Annotated in this window: 13 protein-coding genes; 8 read left to right on the forward strand and 5 right to left on the reverse strand. The window is 63.5% G+C overall.

What is annotated here, in order from left to right; all coding sequences use genetic code 11:
• From BM066_RS00160 to BM066_RS00175, 4 genes are all read left to right on the forward strand, one after another.
• Window positions 1-1,971, forward strand: coding sequence for a conjugal transfer protein TraG (locus tag BM066_RS00160; RefSeq protein ID WP_089923282.1), 1,971 nt, complete (start codon window positions 1-3; stop codon window positions 1,969-1,971).
• Window positions 1,968-2,381, forward strand: a complete 414-nt coding sequence (locus tag BM066_RS00165; protein WP_089923285.1) for a ribbon-helix-helix protein, CopG family — start codon at window positions 1,968-1,970, stop codon at window positions 2,379-2,381. Before BM066_RS00160 ends, BM066_RS00165 begins: the two co-directional genes overlap by 4 nt.
• A 297-nt stretch (window positions 2,382-2,678) precedes the next feature.
• Complete coding sequence (locus BM066_RS00170; protein ID WP_255367422.1) at window positions 2,679-2,951, forward strand: hypothetical protein; 273 nt, start codon at window positions 2,679-2,681, stop codon at window positions 2,949-2,951.
• 51 nt (window positions 2,952-3,002) lie between these two features.
• Entirely contained in the window at window positions 3,003-3,731 is a 729-nt protein-coding gene (locus BM066_RS00175) for a hypothetical protein (protein ID WP_089923291.1), read from the forward strand.
• Window position 3,732: 1 nt separating this feature from the next.
• Here the strand turns inward: BM066_RS00175 and BM066_RS00180 are convergent, their stop codons facing one another.
• Window positions 3,733-4,140, reverse strand: a complete 408-nt coding sequence (locus BM066_RS00180; protein ID WP_089923294.1) for a very short patch repair endonuclease — start codon at window positions 4,138-4,140, stop codon at window positions 3,733-3,735.
• A 62-nt stretch (window positions 4,141-4,202) separates the two neighbouring features.
• Between BM066_RS00180 and BM066_RS00185 the strand changes: the two genes are divergently transcribed.
• Window positions 4,203-6,209 (forward strand): ATP-binding protein, encoded by a 2,007-nt coding sequence (locus BM066_RS00185; RefSeq protein WP_089923296.1) that lies wholly within the window; start codon window positions 4,203-4,205, stop codon window positions 6,207-6,209.
• Entirely contained in the window at window positions 6,206-7,414 is a 1,209-nt protein-coding gene (locus tag BM066_RS00190; RefSeq protein ID WP_089923299.1) for a PP_RS20740 family protein, read from the forward strand. Before BM066_RS00185 ends, BM066_RS00190 begins: the two co-directional genes overlap by 4 nt.
• Before the next feature lie 22 nt (window positions 7,415-7,436).
• On the opposite strand, the gene BM066_RS00195 is transcribed toward BM066_RS00190, so the two are convergent.
• Window positions 7,437-8,447 (reverse strand): DNA cytosine methyltransferase, encoded by a 1,011-nt coding sequence (locus tag BM066_RS00195; RefSeq protein ID WP_255367423.1) that lies wholly within the window; start codon window positions 8,445-8,447, stop codon window positions 7,437-7,439.
• Between the two features lie 339 nt (window positions 8,448-8,786).
• On the opposite strand from BM066_RS00195, the gene BM066_RS00200 reads away from it, so the two are divergent.
• Both BM066_RS00200 and BM066_RS00205 read left to right on the forward strand, forming a co-directional pair.
• Window positions 8,787-13,760, forward strand: coding sequence for an AAA domain-containing protein (locus BM066_RS00200; RefSeq protein ID WP_177218332.1), 4,974 nt, complete (start codon window positions 8,787-8,789; stop codon window positions 13,758-13,760).
• Complete coding sequence (locus BM066_RS00205) at window positions 13,757-15,274, forward strand: hypothetical protein (protein ID WP_089923308.1); 1,518 nt, start codon at window positions 13,757-13,759, stop codon at window positions 15,272-15,274. The genes BM066_RS00200 and BM066_RS00205 overlap by 4 nt, the downstream gene beginning before the upstream one ends.
• 340 nt (window positions 15,275-15,614) lie before the next feature.
• On the opposite strand, the gene BM066_RS00210 is transcribed toward BM066_RS00205, so the two are convergent.
• The 3 genes from BM066_RS00210 to BM066_RS00220 are packed head-to-tail and all read right to left on the reverse strand — an operon-like array spanning window position 15,615 to window position 17,980.
• Complete coding sequence (locus tag BM066_RS00210; RefSeq protein WP_089923310.1) at window positions 15,615-16,379, reverse strand: Eco29kI family restriction endonuclease; 765 nt, start codon at window positions 16,377-16,379, stop codon at window positions 15,615-15,617.
• Window positions 16,376-17,557, reverse strand: a complete 1,182-nt coding sequence (locus BM066_RS00215; protein ID WP_255367424.1) for a DNA cytosine methyltransferase — start codon at window positions 17,555-17,557, stop codon at window positions 16,376-16,378. Before BM066_RS00215 ends, BM066_RS00210 begins: the two co-directional genes overlap by 4 nt.
• Before the next feature lie 3 nt (window positions 17,558-17,560).
• Window positions 17,561-17,980: a very short patch repair endonuclease gene (locus tag BM066_RS00220; RefSeq protein ID WP_089923679.1), complete on the reverse strand. Its 420-nt coding sequence runs from the start codon at window positions 17,978-17,980 to the stop codon at window positions 17,561-17,563.
• Between the last annotated feature and the right edge of the window lie 90 nt (window positions 17,981-18,070).

Consider the following 18,070-nt stretch of genomic DNA (forward strand, 5'->3'; position numbering starts at 1 on the left):
ATGAGTGGCACGAAGATCCTCTGGGGTCAGATCCTTCTGGTGGGGGCTCTGGCCCTCGGAGGCGTCTGGCTCGCCACCGAATGGACCGCCTGGCAACTCGGCTACCAGCCTCAGCTCGGGCCACCCTGGTTTAGGCTCGGCGACCTGCCGATCTACCCGCCGCCGGCCTTCTTCGTCTGGTGGTTCATCTACGAAGCCTACGCGCCGGCGGTGTTCGTTCGCGGCGCGTTTCTGGCGGCGGGCGGGGCGCTGGCCGGCGTCGCCGCGGCGATTGCCCTTTCAATCGCGCGCGCTCGCGAAGCCAAGTCGGTGACGACCTACGGCTCGGCGCGATGGGCCACGCGCCGCGAAGTCTTGGCTGCCGGTCTCCTGGGTGGCGGCGGCGTCATGCTCGGACGCCTGGGTGAAGACTACCTCCGTCATGCTGGGCCCGAGCATGTCCTGTGCTTCGCACCGACCCGCAGCGGCAAGGGCGTGGGCCTGGTTGTGCCGACCCTGCTGGTCTGGCCGGGCTCGGCCGTCGTCCACGACATCAAGGGCGAAAATTGGCAGCTGACTGCCGGTGCGCGCGCCCAGTTCGGTCATGTCCTGAGGTTTGATCCGACCGACGCGACGAGCGACGCCTACAACCCCTTACTGGAGGTTCGGCCCGGCCCGACCGAAGTGCGCGACGTGCAGAACGTGGCCGACATTCTGGTCGACCCGGAAGGCGCGCTCGAGCGTCGAAATCACTGGGAGAAGACCTCCCACAGCCTGCTCGTCGGCGTGATCCTGCACGTGCTCTACGCTGAGGCCGACAAGACCCTGGCCGGCGTCGCCAGCTTCCTGGCCGACCCGTCGCGGACGATCGAGGCGACGCTACGGGTGATGATGTCCACCCGGCACCTGGGCGACCGCGTCCATCCTGTCGTCGCCAGCGCGGCGCGGGAGCTTTTGAATAAGAGCGACAACGAACGCAGCGGGGTGCTGTCCACGGCGATGAGCTTCCTGGGTCTCTATCGAGATCCGGTGGTGGCGGCGGTGACGTCCCGGTGCGACTGGCGCATCTCCGACCTGGTGGAGGCGGACAAGCCGGTCAGCCTCTATCTGATCGTCCCGCCGTCCGACATCAGTCGGACCAAGCCTCTGATCCGCCTCGTGCTGAACCAGATCGGCCGGCGGCTCACTGAAGGCCTGGAGGCCGCCAAGGGGCGGCGACCGCTCCTCCTGATGCTCGATGAGTTTCCTGCCCTGGGCCGGCTCGACTTCTTCGAGCAATCGCTCGCCTTCATGGCCGGCTACGGCATCCGCTCATTCCTGATCGCCCAATCCCTGAACCAGATCGAGAAGGCTTACGGGCCTAACAACTCGATCCTCGACAACTGCCATGTCCGCGTCGCGTTCGCGACCAACGACGAGCGCACGGCGCGCCGGATAAGCGACAGCCTCGGCACCGCGACCGAGATGCGGGCAATGAAGAACTATGCCGGGCATAGGCTTTCGCCCTGGCTTGGCCATCTGATGGTTTCGCGTCAGGAAACGGCGCGTGCGCTGCTCACACCGGGCGAGGTAATGCAGCTCCCGGCGCACGAAGCAATCGTGCAGATCGCCGGCATCTCGCCGATCCGTGCGCGCAAGATCCGCTACTACGCCGACCCACGTCTGGCGCAGCGTGTTCGGCCTATTGCTCCGGATCATCCGCGGTTTCGATCATCGGCGGCCTCGCCGTGGATAGGGTCTCTGACCACGCCGGGCCAGCCTGGAGCAGCTCGAACCACGGTTGCTGACGAAGGCGGTCTCAAGCAGGAGCCGGAACTTCCGGGCCTGGAACCGATCGAAACGACGGAGCCCCAGGACACCGTCGACTTGAACTGGGATGCCGATGGCGATGACCTGGCCCAGGGCGCCGAACTGCAGCGCCGGTTCGTCGGCGCCGCGCGACAGGTCGCCATGGATCCCGACGACGGCATCCCGCTCGGCGGTGGCGCATGAAGATCGCGACCAAGGTTTTCTTGCCAAGCGACACGATCCGCAAGCTGGACGCGCTGAGCCAGCGATCGGGGCGGGGGAAGTCGGAGATCGCGCGGGCGGCGATTGAGTCCTACCTCTCGCCGGATTCCGCGGAGGCCGCCGAGGCCACCCTGACGCGTCGGCTCGACCGCCTGTCGCGCCAGTTGGACCGGCTGGAGCGGGACCTCACGATCTCGACCGAGGCCACCGCGATGTTCATTCGAACCTGGTTGAAAGTGACGCCAGCGATGTCGGCCGCGGAAGACCGGGCCGCCACGACGAAAGGGCAGGAGCGCTATGCCGCTTTTGTCGAACGGCTAGCCCGACGGATTTCCGAAGGCCGGCTATTGAGAGGGGAAGTGCTAGTTGAGGTCGCGAGTGATGAAACATGACTCATCGCTGAAGTTGGGAAGGTCCGCTTCCAGCTCATCGTCCGTGAAGGCATCCCTGCTTATCGCAACGCACAGAAGGCGACGGTCTGGCTTCGGAATGTGCCGGCGATGGCCAGTGCAGATGATCAGTCGGTCATAGGCCTTGGACGCGAGCGCTACGGGCACTTCACCGCGCTACTCGGCCGCACATTGTCGTCCAGAACGCTTCTCAACAGCGAGCCCTCGACGGAAATTGCGAGAGACGAGGTTGACCGCGAAGAGTAGTAAGTTCTCCTAAGGTCGATGCGAGGAAGCTTCTTGGACCATCGATTGCCTGATGGAGACTATCCCTTCGCCGACACCCGTCTGCCCTTGAGCGAGATGGCGATGATGGAGGCACCGATGGCGCTTGAGGAGGTCCTGCGGGCGGCTGCCGCCAATGACGGCATTGAGATTATTCGAGACCAGCCCGTCGAGCTCCGCTGCGTGTCGCGCGATTTCCCAGAGGCGACCTTCATCGTTTTCTGGCCGAGCGGCGCCCAGCGCCTCAACATTCTGGCGCCGAAATCTGCGGTCACGGGCAGGGCCTAGATGCGGGCCCTACGTCACCAGCCAGCGCGACAAAGTCGCGATCACTGATCCATGGGCTGCCTGATCTGCACCACGTCGCCCACGGTGAAGTCGCACATCCTTCCGCGCGCGCTATTTCACGCCATGAAGCGTGAAGGCCAACAGCTTGTTGCGGGCCGCAAGGACGGACCCGGATATCGCGTCCTTCAATCCGGGGAGTGGGATGACCGGCTACTATGCGCAGAGCACGAAGCCGCCCTCGGTGGCTTCGACAGGTACGGAGTTGAATTCTGCCGTGAGGCCAAGCGTCAGATGGATAGTGGCAAGAGGGCGCTCGAGATCCCGAACCCCAAGCCCCGAGCACTGGTCGGCTTCGCATGCGCCTGCATTTGGCGATACGCCGCCTCGCGGAGTGGTGGTCGGCCTGAGCGGGCCCTGGGCCCCTATGCCCAACGGCTGAAAGAGGTGCTGTTCGAGGCGAGTGACTTTTCGCCTCTATTGCTCGTATCGCGCCACGCTTACGAGATCGATGCTGGCGAAACGATGAACCTTGCGATGCTGCCTCACATCTATAACGAAGAGGAGCTGCGCTTCTGGCGGTTCATCGTTTGCGGGCTGATTTTCGACCTCAAGCTGGATAATCGACCCCCACCGCCGGCCATGGCGACCCTTGCGGTCAATGATCTGGCCGAGATCCATCTGTTTGAGGATTTTCCGCAAAAGATCATGCGGCAACCCGCATTGGCGCGCAGCCTCCAGCGTATGTATAGGCCTCCTGCAAGGACCCGCCGAGGCCGCTGATCTACTCCTTGCTGAAAATCGCGTCCAGCCGCGCAGCCAAGCGATCTGGCTTCCTGGTGTCGCATTCCCAGATGACCTGCACGCGCCAGCCCATGGCCTCGAGCGCGCCAACAGCACGGGCGTCACGTTCGACGTTTCCGGCAAGTTTCGGTTCCCAGTAGTCTTGCCGCGTCTTGGGCGTAGAGGCGAGCTTGCAGCCTTGGTGCTGATGCCAGAAGCATCCGTGGACGAAGATAGCTAGCCTGTGCCGGGGAAGCACGATGTCAGGCCTGCCGGGCAAGTCGCGCCGTTGCAGCCGAAACCTGAATCCGCGTGCGTGGATAGCGCGGCGGACGAGGATCTCCGGCTTCGTATCGGCCGAGCGGATGCGCGACATCTGGAGGCTTCGCTTGGGATCAATCTCAACCATAGGATTGAAACGCGTCCATGAGCAGCTAAGGTGCGCGCCAGCGCACGGAAATTTCGAGAGTCATGCCGTCAGAGACCAGCGAACCATCCCCGGCGCCTGCGCGGGCCGACCTCGGCAAGGACGAAGCGGCCTTCGTCAGCGCGATCCGGGAGAATCGGACTTCTGGTACGGCCGCGACGGCGACCCTGACGACGGACGATCGGGTCCTAGCCCGTATCACCGACGGGATCTACCGCCAGCCTTCATCGGCTCTTCGGGAGCTGATTTCCAACGCCTATGACGCTGACGCGACCCAGGTGGTCATCGATACCGACGCGCCGCGGTTCAGGCAGATCCGCATTCGCGACAACGGCCACGGGATGGACGAGGACGCCCTTGGCCGGATGATCTATCACATCGGGGGCAGCTCGAAGCGGACGACCGTCGGCGCCAAGGTTGGAACCACCGATGCGAAGGACCCGACCCGCTCGCCAAATGGGCGAAAGCTGATCGGCAAGATTGGCATCGGCCTGTTTTCCGTCAGCCAGCTGACGTCGCACTTCCAGATCATCACCAAGGTCGCTGGCTCCGATCATCGGCTCTTCGCCGACGTTGTCCTGCGAACCTACAGCGAATCCGATGAGCCTTCGGATGGGACCTTTGAATCCGGCACCGTGAAGGTGGTCTCGGTCCCCGCCGAGGATCTGGCCTCCCACGGGACGGAAATCATTCTGCTGAACGTCCGGCCCAAGGCCAAGGACATCCTTCGCTCGAAGGACCGGTGGGAGAATATCTTCGAGCAGGAGGGCCTGCCGTCGGCAGAGCGCGATCCCGGCGCCGTTGCGCCGCCGTGGCATATTGGATTTGCGGAAACGAGCTCCCTGGACGGCGAGGAAGCCGTCTCGTTCCGGGTCCCGCCGAGCTTGCCCTGGGATTTCGATGATCCCCCGCAAGTCAGGTTCGAGAAGCTCTATCAGGGCGTGGCAGACCAGGTCGGCAGCACGACGGAGCGGCCCGATCTAGCCAAGACCCTGGACACCTATCTGGGCACGATATGGGCGCTGAGCCTGTCAGCCCCCATTGGCTACATGGGCAAGCATCCGTTCGACCTGGGCGCAGATGACAACCTTCTGGTCTTCAAGCTCTCGAACATCGGCCGGGGGCGTGCAGACCCAGTCCCGCTTCAGCCTGGACAAACGGTCCGCCAGGCGCTGGGACTGAAAGCTGGCGCGGAAGATCCTGCAGGCGGCTTCACGGTCTACATTGATCAGGTCGAGCTTCGCCGTCCCATCAGCTATCAGTATTGGGCAGCCAAAAAGCAGGGCGTCTCTCAGCCCATGCTGTTCGTTGGGTCTTACAAGCCGGACCTATCGAAGGTTAGCAAGAATATACGAGGCGGAAATCTTGCGTTCGAGGGTTACCTATTCTGGAATTCTAGGATTGTTCCTAAGGAAAATAACGGAATATTGATTAGAATTAACGGATCCAGCGGCGCGCTTTTTGATGATACATTTATGAAGTATCAGGTGTCAGAGCAGACTAGACTGCGGCAGATCACTTCTGAGATTTTTGTCAGCGAAGGCCTCGATGCGGCTCTCAATATCGATAGAGAGTCGTTCAATTTCGCTCATTCTCATTATCAGATCGTGTCGAACTGGGTGCATCGCGCACTTCGGCAGCTGGCCAACACGCACAAGGGCCTAGGCGATGACATACGCGCCGGCCAGAAGCACATCGACCGGATAGCGGCGACGGATAAGCTTGGCCGGTTTGCCGCATCGACCTGGGCAAGAGCGCGCAGCGATCAGGACGAGGCTCCCCCAGAAGTCGAGATCGTTGCCAGTCCGATCGAGGCGGCCGCACTGCGCCGCTCCGGGGTGTTGGCGCTCGATATGTCCCAGCTACCGCGCCTTCCTGCGCTCCCAGCGCGAAAGGCCAAGGACGAGGCCGAACGCCGCGCCCAGATAACGAAGGCCATCGCTACGGTTCTCGACGGCTTTGGCCTGCTTCAGGACATGCCCTATGCGCGGCAGCACGAGCTCATCGGGGCCTTGCTCGCGGTCTTTTTTGAGGACGCCCAGGACGAATGAGCGAGGAGCATGGGGACGAAGCCGCGCCGGAAGACATCGATCTCGGCGCGGCGCCGGAACACGGCGAGTTCGACAAGGTCAAGACGCAGTTCGAGCGCTGGCATCATCCGCGCAAGCAGTTCGTGCGGATCAAGCAATGGTGCGCGGCCACCAAGTCGCTGATCAAGGAACTGAACTTGGCGCCTGGAACGCCATTCAGCTACCTGACCCTGCCAGGCAACGAGCTGCTTGATGTTCGGGCGCTGAGCGGTGTCTGCAACGGGGCGTCCATCCCGCTGAAGTATCTCGGCTTCAACAGCGTTGGGAAGGGCACGCCTGGGCAGGCTGAGCTCAACATCTCCCAGAGCGAAGTGCGGGAACTAGGGGGCATCGACCCGTTCTCGATCGTGCTGGAGGAACGGCTTGAGGCAGTCGCGAACGACCTGAGCCCTGCGTACCGGCGCACTCTCGAGTATGGTCCCTTCCACGCGATCAACATCGATTTATGCGACTCGATCACTCATCGGGATGCTGATGACCGGCGCGGCAGCACGCTAGGCGTGCTCGGCAAGCTGCTGGAGCTTCAGCTCCAGACGACATCGCCGTGGCTGCTGTTCATAACGACGATGGCCCAGCCAAACCTGGTCTCGGACCGAACTCGTGACGGCTTCATGGGCGCGATCAATGCCAATACGGCGGCCAGTGAGGAGTTCAAGGCGGAGCTGGCCAAGCTCATTTCGGGATCCGTTGATGAACTCGACGCGCGGCTCGACGCTGCATGGCAGAGGCAGGATCCGGATTTCCTTCGCCTGTTTTGCACCGGCCTTGGGAAATGGCTCCTGTCCCTGCTCGGCAAGGCGGCCCCGCCGAGGAATTTCACGCTGCTCAGCAGCTACTATTACCGTGTCGGTCCCGATGGACCCGACATGCTCTCGCTCGCATTCCGGTGCGACACGCCGCCCCAAGTGCTGAACGACCAGTTTGGCATCATCGCCGCCGGCCCGGCAGCGGCGCAGGATCCCTTCTCAGAGGTGCAGCTGGCCATTCGGATGGCGCAGGGACTGGGGGCCAGCGCGGATCTGGATCAGATGCTGAAGGACGATGGAACCCTAGCGGAAAAGTTGATCGTCGGGGCCAGCAAGCTGCTCTCGTCGGCGCGGTTCAGCGCGCAGGCCTACGAGGCCTGGGCCCGCGAGGAGCTGGAGCGGTTCAAGGCGACGGGATAGCCGCGCATCGAATTGCGACGAACTAGCCCGCCTTCTTGAGCTTGTCCGCGTAGAGCGCTTTGGAGACGGCCTTGGCCACAGCGTTCGCCAATGGAGGCGGCACAGCCTCGCTCACCTGATCAATCTGCGACGAAAGCGTCCCGTGCAGCTCATACTTAGGCGGGAAACCCTGCAACAGCATGGCTTCATAGACGCTGAGGCGGCGCCGGCCGGAGGGGTGAACATTGACCTCGCGATGGCCGTAGGCCACAGCGATGCTCGGCTCGTCCCAGTCCAGCATTTTGAAGCTTCGGCCCTTCACACCAGGCCGGACGCCGCCTTCCTGGCTGAATTTGGGAGATTTCGGGAACATGCACCAGTGATTGATGTGGCCGGGCTGGGCCGCCATGTCGAGGCCGCGGACGAAGTAGACGGGGTCACCCAGGTGCTCGATCGTCTGGCGTACGGTCTTCGTCGGCTTCGCTGGAAGGCTCAGCTTCGCCGGGTCCACCCCGGGGAACCGATCCCTGTTGATGCCGACCAGGAATAGGCGAGGCCGGTTTTGCGGCGTTCCGTGGTCCTTGGCGTTCAGCATCAGCCGTGCGGTCAGAAAGCCTGCGGCATCTAGTTTCTGTTCGACGGCGGCAAGCGTGGCGCTGTGCTTCTTCAGCGTTAGGCCGACCACGTTCTCCATGACGAAGAAGTCCAGCGGTTGGCGGGCGTGTAAGGCAGCGACGATGTCGGCAAACGTCTGAGGCAGGGCAGTTCGGACATCATCCACCCGCTGATTTACGTTAGCCTGGCTGAAGCTCTGGCACGGTGGGCCGCCAATGACGCCTGTCGGCCGAAGTTCGCCTTCGTAGATGCTGTCGAGCTTCTCGACCGTGATTTCGGCGAGATCCTGGACCTTGGCGACCCGTGCGCCCTTCTTCCGGTTCTGATTGTAGGATTTGACGCTGTCGCTCTTGCGGTCGAGCGCGAGCACGACTTCAAACCCTGCCTGCTCGAATCCCAGATCGAGGCCGCCAGCACCGCAAAATAGGCTCAGCAGCAAGATTCGACTCCCAGATGTGGTGGCCAGCCACCTTCACGCCCGGAATGAAAATCGCAGATTCCGAGATTCATGCCAGACCCCCGCACGCGTCAATGAGGAACCGACAGTTTCATACGTTCAGCCGATCGGCAGATACAGCGAGCCGCTGGCATATTCTAGCCAAAACAACCGACATTGCCGGGGAGACTACGTCTACGGCCGACACCGGATTCTCGCCGAGACATAATTGTCCATGGCCGCCACTAGCGGACGGAAGCGTGAAGTGGTGTTTCGTTAGGTGCACAATCTCTGCTTGCTCAAGCGCCTGGATCGGCCATGCTGGAGCTTGGGGAGGCGCGCATGCAAATCATCAATTGCGGCCGCGGCGTTCACGCGCGGGAAGTCGTTGGCATCGAAAAGCTGCGAGCCTTGCCTAAGCATTGGTTTGCCTTCACCAACTTGGAGTTGGCGATGGGAACCGGGCGATCCCGCGAGATCGACGTCGTGGTCATAGCCGATGACCGGATCTTCCTCGTCGATCTCAAGGATTGGGGCGGGCGCATCGAAAGCCAGGACGGCAATTGGCTGCACAACGGCGAGTTCCGGGGTGAGTCTCCCGTCAACAAGATTCTTGCCAACGCCCGAGAGCTTGGCTTGCTTCTCGCCGACCATGTCAGGCGACACGTCGGAGGGCCCGCGCCTCGAGTCATGGGCGCTGTCGTGGTCACAAAGCGCGCCGATTTGAGCGGCATTTCCGGCGCCGAGGCGTTGGCCGTCCTGACGGCGGATGAGTTCATCGCCGCCGTGGCGACTCCCGGACCTAGGGTCGGACGGTTCGGGGGTGTTAGCCGGGCTTTCGTTGATAACCCGCTGACCAGCTCGGATTGGAAAGACCAACTCGGAAAGTTCTTCAACGCCAGAACGGGTAGGCTCCGTCCCGGTCGTCGGCGGTACGCAAGCTTCCTGGCCGCCTCAAACGATGCCAGCTTCGAGCATCCCAAGAATATTTTCTCCGAATACGACGCCGTGGATGAAAATTCACCGCTCTCGTTGGGAACCTTGCGCGTCTGGGACTTCACCAAAGCCCCTATGGCGCGGTTCCAAAGCGAGGAAGGCCGGAAGGAGATCGCGGGGCGCGAGCGAAGCGTCATCGAATTCTTGAAGGACCGCGGCGAAGCCTGCGAGAATGCGGTGCTCTCGCTGAAAGCGGAGGACCCCGAGCGCGGCGTCGACCACTGGGAGGTCTTCGACCGGCGACCCCGCCTAAAGCGTCTGGCCCATTTTGCTCCAGCCGAGGTCGAATCCCTCACGCGCGACGGACGGATCGAGCTGGCGCGGCAAGTCGTGGCGCGGGTCGCGACCTTGCATGGGGCGGGCGCGGCTCACCTTGACCTGGGAGGCCACAGCATCTGGCTGGAGGCACCCTCCACCGCCAAGCTGTCTCACCTGATGGCGGCGCACTTTCCTCAGGTCGCTTCGCTTGGCGCCAGCCGCTACCAGTTTCTCTCAAGCGCTAGTCTTCCGGAAGACATCCTTGGCGGTGACAGCGACCCCTGGCGTAGGGATGTGTTTCTCCTTGCCGCAGCCGTCCACTGGCTGCTGTTCGGCAGACCGCCAGCGGGCGGAGGAGACGACGTCCCGTTCGAGTGGGACCCGGCGCTTGACGCTTCTAATGAATTTGAAGAACTGCATCCGTGGCTTGAAAAAGGATTGTCCCTAGATCCGACCGATCGGTTCAAGACCGCAGACGAAGCTTTGGCCGCCTTCAACCTCGCTGTCTCTACGCGTCCCTCCGCCAAGGAGGTCTTGGAGGGCCTGGAACGCTTCAGGGGCGACATCCGCTCTCAGCGGCAGCTGGCGGCGGCCTTCCCAGAAAAGGCGATGCTCAAGGAAAGCGAGCGCGTCGATGTCTGGACCAGCGAACAGGATGGCGACACCGTTGTCGTGAAGCTGTGGAAGAGCGCGGCATGGGGCGACCAGGTTCGTGAGGGGCCTCGTCTCTTGGACTTCTTGTCTCGTGCCCAAGATCTAGCGTTCTCGCCGCCGGCCGGTTGCGCGCCGATCCTCAAGGCCTTCTGGCTCCAGGACGCTATGGTGGTCGTCCAGAAGTTTGTCGAGGGGCCGAACCTGGCCCAAGCCATGGCCGCCAACTTGTTCGCGGGCCAGCCTGAGGAGGCGGTCAGGTTCGTACTGGCACTCGCACGGCGTGTCGTCTCGCTGCACGATCAGGGGCTGGTCCACGGAGACCTCAAGCCAGACAACGTGATCGTCTCGCCGGCCGAGCCCTGGACGCCGATCCTAGTCGATATCATCGACTTCGGACCGAGCGCGGATGGTGAACTGCAGTCCTCCGCCTATGCGCCACGCGCCGGCGGGCGCCTGGAGCGCGATCGCTTCGCTGTGACGAAGATCATCGAAGAAGTTCTCGCAGACGCTGAGCTGCCCGGGGCGACCCGAGCGGCGATCGCTTTGGCGGTCCGCTCGTGTCGGGAAGACGTGCCGGAGAACGGGACGCTTCTACCGGTGATCGAAGCGCTAGAGGTTGCCCTGGCTCCAGCGGCCCAAGTCGAGCGGATGGTCTTGAAGATCGGCATCGTCAGGGCGAGCGTTGGACCCATCCTTGGCGACGAAGGATGCATTTACGTCCGAAAGCTGATGGGCCGACCAGGCTTCGTGATGCGCGGCGCCATCGAGGAGGTCGAGGTCTATCTCGACGATAAGGGCCAGCCCTACCGTGCTAAGCGCATGCCGCTGGCGCAAGGACGCATCTCGCGGCTGCGCAATCACGAGTTTATGGCGTATCCCGCCGACCTTGTTGTAGAGCAAGCGATCGAGAACGACTTTTCCCAGATCCTCCCGCTCATGCACGAGCCGGAGTTTGAGCGAGGATTAGGGCGTGCAGTCGACGAGCCGGCAGAGATCTTGGCACCGCCGATCGACGCCGGTGGCGAGCTTGGGGAAGTTGATCCTGGCCCCGCGTTCGGGGATCTCGGGTTTGATCGGTTCAGCGACAACCCACGAGCTGGACGCAAACTTGCACACGTCGATGTCAGGGCGCTCTGGCGCGCCCTGATCGAGGCCGAAAGCGCCCTGACGACGGAAGGCGTTGCGCGCCTGGATAGCGCCTATGTGCGTGACCTTAAGCGTCACGTCGTTCCGTTCGACCTCGCAACGGGCACCTTTGACTTCAACCGCAACGACCGCGTCGGGGTCGAGCGCCTGGACCGGAAAAAGCAGTGGCGACGGATCGGCACGCTGGACATCGCCAGGTCGAAACCGGACCGGATCCTCATCGACGCATCGGAACTGCCGTCCGCTAAGGATGCCGGACTTATCCGAGAGGATGACCGACTCCGGTTCATCAGTCATTTTGAGCTGCAAAGCTTCAAGCGCCGGGAATCGGCGATCGGTCGCGTGCTCGAAGGCTCGGCGCGCGTTCAGGGGCTCGCCAACCTGTTCGAAAGCCGTACCCAGGCCCTGCCGACCAGGCGAGAGCACGCCTGCGAGGACGACGATATCGCCCGCTACAAGTTCAATCCGGCTCAGGCAGCGGCTTTCCGCAAGCTCGTCGAGGTGCGGCCGCTCGGGGCGCTGCAAGGGCCGCCCGGCACCGGAAAGACCCACTTCATCGCCGCGCTCGTGCACTACGCCCTGACCAAGGGTCTGGCCCGCAACATCCTCTTGGCCAGCCAGTCGCACGAGGCAGTCAACAACGCGGGCGAGGCGGTCTTGAAGCTCTTCGCGGGCGAGCCGAACGCGCCAAGCATTTTGCGGGTCGGGAACGAGGGCGTGGTCTCCGAACGCCTCATGCCGTTCCACACCGATCGCATTGAGCAGCTCTACAAGGATCGCTTCCGTGCCGAGATGCGCGAACGCCTGCGTGCGGCCGGCAAGATGCTCGGCCTCCATGCGGCGGTGTTGGAGGCCGCGATTCACGTCGAAACAACGCTGCGTCCTGTGGCGGTGAGCCTGGACCATCTGCTCGTCCATAGCGATCCTGACCCTGAACGGGCCGCCAGCCTTCAGGCTACACTACAGGCCCAGGTCGATCAGATGGATCTGCCGGGTCCCGTTGATGTCAAAAGCCTTGGTCCGATGGCGTCGTTGGACGCCGTCATCGCCAGCGTGGCCAACAAGCTACCTGCGCACGATCGCCCGTCGCCGCAGCTGATTGCCCGGCTACGCGCCCTGGCCCAGGTGGGACGGGACTTCATCGGCAGCGTCTCGACGCAGCAGCGTGGGTTCGAAGCGTTCCTGGCGGGGACCCGGCAGATCGTGGCGGGGACCTGCGTTGGGTTGGGGCGGGCATCCTTGGGCTTGATCACGACGCCGTTCGATCTCGTCATTATCGATGAGGCCGCGCGTTGCACAGCGAGTGAACTGGCAGTGCCGATGCAGGCGGGACGTTGGATCGTCCTGGTCGGCGATCACGCCCAGCTTGAACCCCAGCATGATGCCGAGGTCGTGTCGCAGGTCGCAGACCTAGTGAATGTTCCCGAGAGCGAAGTTGTATGCAGCGACTTTGAGCGGTTGTTCTCGAACGATTATGGCGCTGCCGCCGGTGCTCGTCTGGCGCGGCAGTACCGGATGCTCCCGCCCATCGGAGAGGTCGTGTCGAAGACGTTCTACGACGGCGCGCTGGACCATGGGCGCGTGGAGCCGGAAATCCCGCTCGACCGCCTGCCCAAGGGGTTGGAGAAGCCGTTGACCTGGATCACGACTGATTGCCTGGGGGAGGGAGGCGAGGAGAGGCCGGAGGAAAGCGGTACGAGCCGCATCAACGCCGCCGAGGCCGACGTAATCGTCGCTCTGCTCAAGAAGTGGGCTGCCCATAAGGGCTTCGTGGACTGGGCGAGCAAGCAGGACAAGCATGCTCAGGTCGTCGGGGTGATATGTATGTACGCCGCCCAGCGCGACCTGGTGCGGAAGAAGGTCCAGGCGGCCAATTTTCCGGAAACATTCCGCAAGCTCATCAAGATCGACACGGTCGATAGCTATCAGGGAAAGGAAAACCCAATCGTCATCGTGTCGCTAGTCCGTAACAACACCGACGGGTCTGCCGTGGCCGGCATCGCGACAATCAAGTCCGGCTTTCTGAGCAAACGCAACCGGATCAACGTCGCCGTGAGTCGTGCGATGGACCGGCTCGTCATCGTCGGGGCCAAATCCCGCTGGCGGCAGGGGGAGTGGATGCATCGCCTGTCAGATGCCGTGGAGGCCGCGTTCGGCGAGGGCGAGGCCAAGGTCCTGCCCGCCACCTATGTCATCGAGCAAGGCGCGGCTGAGCCGCCTTCAGTCCGGCGCACGCGCACTAAGGCGGAGGCCGAAGCATGACCCCTGCCAAGCGGCCAATCTTGTCGCTGAACGGATTGATCAAGCCTGAAGAGGACGGCCCGCTCGTGCTGGCCACCTACGATGTCCTGTTGCCGTGTCGATGGTACGATATCGAACACAAGGTGGCTGTGCTGGGTCAGGTGACCCTCACATCCGAATTTCTTTTGCGACTGCTAAAATCGGCGGATGGCCTGGAGGAGGCTGGGGCCGCAGCTTTCTTCGGCTTCGATCTGCGCGACATGACCTTTGTCCTCGCGGAGGTCGAAAGGCATGGCTACGTTCAGCGAAAGAACGGCCGTCTTTGGCTAACCCAAGCAGGCCAAGCTCTGTTCCGATCAGACAGCGACCAGCCCCAGATTTTCGCGGTTGAAGCAGTCCGGGAAAGCGTCGGCTTCGACCTGCTGTCGTTCGCGCCCGAGCCTCGCCAGTTCCTGGATGAATTCGAGCGTTTCCTGCCAGAACTCGCGGTCGGGCCCGACGCGTCGCAGGCGGCGACACAACAAATTCCTTCCGCCTTTCGGCGCTTTTACCACGAAGTTCAAGCAACGAAGGAGCGCAAGCGTGATGACCGCAAGCGCGACGAGAAAAAATCTCTTTACTCGATCGACAACGTCGCCGCTGGCGATCGCTTCTCAGCGACCGTTCGGGTCGTGGTCACCGCCACCGGGATGAGGCCCCATGCCGGTGAAGCCGACCTTTCGGATTGGCGAAGCGAGCCGGAGCTTGAGGATCGGCCCCGCACGCTGGCGGCCATGTCCGCGTTCGTCGACGCGCAAGCCACAACCAAGCACAGCTCGGACCAGGAGGCCTATGACGCTTTGCTTGAGCTTGCTCCGGAGTTCCTGAAGGACTTCGCGCGCCGCGAAGGCCTGAATATTGATCGGTATTTCCGGGAAGCCCTCACGCGGACCGGCGACGCCAGGTCGGACCGACCAACTATCCCGCTCCTTGGAGCGCTGTTGGGGCGCGAGAACATCCGCAAGGCGTCCGAAGTCCTGTCGTACGGTTTGCGCAAGGGTGCGACGCCGCCTTGCCTGATCTGGGTGCTTCCACAACTGCGAAATTGGGGAGCGACGCAGCTTCTTCCGGAGTTCCTCCGTCACTTGAAGGTCCAAATTAAGAAGCAACCCGGCGCAGTCGCGCCAGCTTTGGCCGTCGCGCTCGCGTCGGGCCGGCCAGAGCTCTATCTTGGTCGCGCCTTTGATCAAGTCGCTGCCAGCGAGGCCCCGCGGTTCCCGCGCGCCCTCGAACTGCTCGTGATTCCCGGCGTGATGGTAGCCGCAACAGTCCATGCGCCGATAGGCGTGCACAAGGGCCTCCCGGTGCCGACCGGCTTTGTAAGTTTTGACCCAAGGGTCATCGAGCGCGGGGAGGCCTACCTCGCCGCCAGAATGGGTCCCGTTGTCCAACAGAAGCCGTATGAGGCTCTTTTGGCGGATGCGCTGAACCGCGACACCAGATCCGTCGTCGAAGAGCTGGTCGAAAGCTTTGACGAGAAGGTTCAGCCCAGCTGATCCTTTCGTCCACTGGCGACCACGTCAGACTGGAGCGTGGGGTAAAAGGTGCGCCCGGCTGGTCTGTAATCCCCGGGGCCAAGAATCCCCTGGCGCCGACGCTGTTGGCGTCGACGAGCTCAATCCCTTCGATGAAGGGCTGAGCAAGACCGAGGGCCGGTCATCTGCGGAAATGTTCGAGGCGCTCGCCGCCTGGCCCGACAACTGAGGGCAGCTGGATCGTCGACCGTCGCTGATCCGATAGTGCAGCCCTCGCTCGACCGCTGCCGCGCCACCTAGCCAAAGCGAACGTCCAGTTCCTGGAGGCGCGCCAAGGACCGCTATGGCGCCTTTTCCGCGCTCAGGAGCGGGCGATGATTTCGCCGCCGGGGTAGTTGTCCTGGCGCTCTTGGTAGAGGATCACCCGGCCGGGTAGGCGGGTGGCCTGCCAGCCGGCGGGAAGCGCCGCTGTGACGGCGGACATGATTTCACGCACCGAGAGCGGCGTGCCCGGAAGGGACACGATCACGTCCTTGAGAATGTCGCGGGCGGCGGCCGTTTTCTCATGGCGCAGCGTATAGGGCAGGCGGCTCGAGATTTGGGCGAGCAGGTCGAAGATGGGCCTGGGCGCACTCAGGTCGGCGACGTCGATCGGCAGGTCGATGTTGATCGGGTAGTTGGCGTCGAAGCCGTCCTCGCGCAGGGCGGTCATGTCGCGCTGGCGGCCTGGATCGTTGTTGCCAAAGCCAGATCCGTTCCAAGCACTGGGCGAGCCCTCTTCTCGGTAGTGGCGGATTAGGGCCGTTTCGAGATCCATGGCGCTGAAGACGAGGACCCGAACCGCCTTGAAGGACATCTCGGCGACATCGAGGCGGTGCCGGCTGAGGATCGCCGAGGCGTGGCGGGCCAGGCGATGGCGCAGGCCGGATTCCGCGTCGGTCTTGCCGATATAGACCAGCTTGCCGTTGTGGAAGAGCTGATAGACGCCTTGGGCCTCGGGCACTTCCTCGGCCACGTGGGCGGGCAAGAGGGGGCCGGCCTCCATGCCGTCCAGCACTTGGATAAGCTGGACGAGCAATGCGGCGGGAAGGTCGAACTCGAACGAGCGAAAGCCCGAGGCGGTCATGCGGCCCGCGCGTTCGCGGGCAGGGCGTCGCCGACGGCCTTGGCCACGACCTCGGCCAGTTTCACAGGGACGGCGTTGCCCAGCTGCCGCATGGCTTCCGACCAGCAGCCCTGGAAGACGAAGTTGTCCGGGAAGGTCTGCAGGCGAGCGCTTTCGCGGACGGTGAAGTAGCGCAGGCGGCCGTTGGCCCACACGCCCATGTTCTCACCGCCGGGCACGCCGTGGACACCGGCCTTCAAGGTCTTGGCCGGCTCGTCCACGGGGCTACCCGTGTGTCCGGGATAGGCGCGCGCGCCCGGCTGGAAGAGGTGGTTGGCGTACTCCCGCGCCGCGGCCGGCGCGCGCTCGGGATCCGGCAGGTCGCCGATCTCGTCCCGGGTCGAGCGCCAGGGCAGTATGCCTTCCGGCTGGTCGGCCGTCTCGGCCAGGCGCGCCATGGCCGGGGTGACGGCCCGGTCCTTGCGGGCGATGCGGTGGCGATCCCAGTAATCTCCGTTCGGCCCCTGGCTCCAGGCCAGCGCCTCGCGCGAATGGGTGGCCTTGGGGAAGCACCACTCCACGCCAAGATCACTTCGGAAGCCGACAAAGAACACACGCTCGCGACGCTGCGGCACGCCGTAGTCGGCCGCGTTCAGCACGTTCCAGACCACGCGGTATTCCAGGCCCGCGTCACCGCGCCGGCCGGTGTGGTGCCGCTCGAGGCGCCGTAGGTGCTCGCTCCAGTCCTCGTCGGGCTGGGCCACGAACTCCGGATACTGCAGCTGCAGCACGATGTATTCGAGGTAGGACTGGAAGCTGGCCCGGGTCAGGCCCTTGACGTTCTCGAAGATGAAGGAGGCCGGCCGGGCCTGGCGCACCGCCCGCACGGCTTCGGGGAACATGTCGCGCGCGTCGGTATGGGCCCGGTGCTTGCCGCCTAGCGAGAAGGGCTGGCAGGGCGGGCCGCCGGAGATGAGCTGCAGCTTGCCTTCGTGACGGCTGAAGTCGACGTCGCGCACATCGCCCCGCACCTCGCGGGGCCAGTCGCGGACGAGCTCGGCGCCCTGGTCATGGTTCTCGCGCAGGGTGTCGCGGCAGTAGCGGTTCCATTCGACGATCTCCACGGGCTTGAAGCCGGCCCGCGAGACGCCCATGCCAAGGCCGCCCGCGCCGGCGAAAAGTTCAACGGCGCGCATCATCACTCAACTCTCCAGGAAGCCCACGATCCGGTCCGCCAGATCGTGCTCCGATTCTAGCCCACACTCCCAGAGGATCAAAACCCTCCATCCCATCGCTTCCAGCGCGGCCTGGCTTCTGAGATCGCGCTCTGCGTTTGCCGTCAGCTTGGATTCCCAGAACTCCAGTCGGCTCTTGGGCATGCGGGCGAGCTTGCAGGCGGGGTCGGGATGGCGGTGCCAGAAGCATCCGTGGACGAAGATCACCTTGCGCCGGCTCGGAAACACCAGGTCGGGCGAGCCGGGGAGGTCGCGGCGATGCAGGCGATAGCGATAGCCCAGGCGATGGACCAGCCGGCGCACCTTCATCTCCGGCTTGGTGTCCTTGCCTCGGACGAGCGCCATTTGACGGCTGCGCTCGGGCGAGGGCGTGGCCGCGCCACTCATGGCCGACATCCCCGTACCGAGGAAAACGCCGGTTTCTCGCGTTGCGAGCTCAAGCTTGGCCGCGCACTGTCAAGTTGATTTGTGGATTCG

This window comes from Caulobacter sp. UNC279MFTsu5.1 (assembly GCF_900114015.1).
Lineage (GTDB): Bacteria > Pseudomonadota > Alphaproteobacteria > Caulobacterales > Caulobacteraceae > Caulobacter.

Coding starts and splice junctions, on each gene's coding strand:
- BM066_RS00160 (WP_089923282.1), top strand. CDS start 1: ATGAGTGGCACGAAGATCCTCTGGGGTCAGATCCTTCTGGTGGGGGCT.
- BM066_RS00165 (WP_089923285.1), top strand. CDS start 1,968: ATGAAGATCGCGACCAAGGTTTTCTTGCCAAGCGACACGATCCGCAAG.
- BM066_RS00175 (WP_089923291.1), top strand. CDS start 3,003: ATGGGCTGCCTGATCTGCACCACGTCGCCCACGGTGAAGTCGCACATC.
- BM066_RS00180 (WP_089923294.1), bottom strand. CDS start 4,140: ATGGTTGAGATTGATCCCAAGCGAAGCCTCCAGATGTCGCGCATCCGC.
- BM066_RS00185 (WP_089923296.1), top strand. CDS start 4,203: ATGCCGTCAGAGACCAGCGAACCATCCCCGGCGCCTGCGCGGGCCGAC.
- BM066_RS00190 (WP_089923299.1), top strand. CDS start 6,206: ATGAGCGAGGAGCATGGGGACGAAGCCGCGCCGGAAGACATCGATCTC.
- BM066_RS00200 (WP_177218332.1), top strand. CDS start 8,787: ATGCAAATCATCAATTGCGGCCGCGGCGTTCACGCGCGGGAAGTCGTT.
- BM066_RS00205 (WP_089923308.1), top strand. CDS start 13,757: ATGACCCCTGCCAAGCGGCCAATCTTGTCGCTGAACGGATTGATCAAG.
- BM066_RS00210 (WP_089923310.1), bottom strand. CDS start 16,379: ATGACCGCCTCGGGCTTTCGCTCGTTCGAGTTCGACCTTCCCGCCGCA.
- BM066_RS00215 (WP_255367424.1), bottom strand. CDS start 17,557: ATGATGCGCGCCGTTGAACTTTTCGCCGGCGCGGGCGGCCTTGGCATG.
- BM066_RS00220 (WP_089923679.1), bottom strand. CDS start 17,980: ATGAGTGGCGCGGCCACGCCCTCGCCCGAGCGCAGCCGTCAAATGGCG.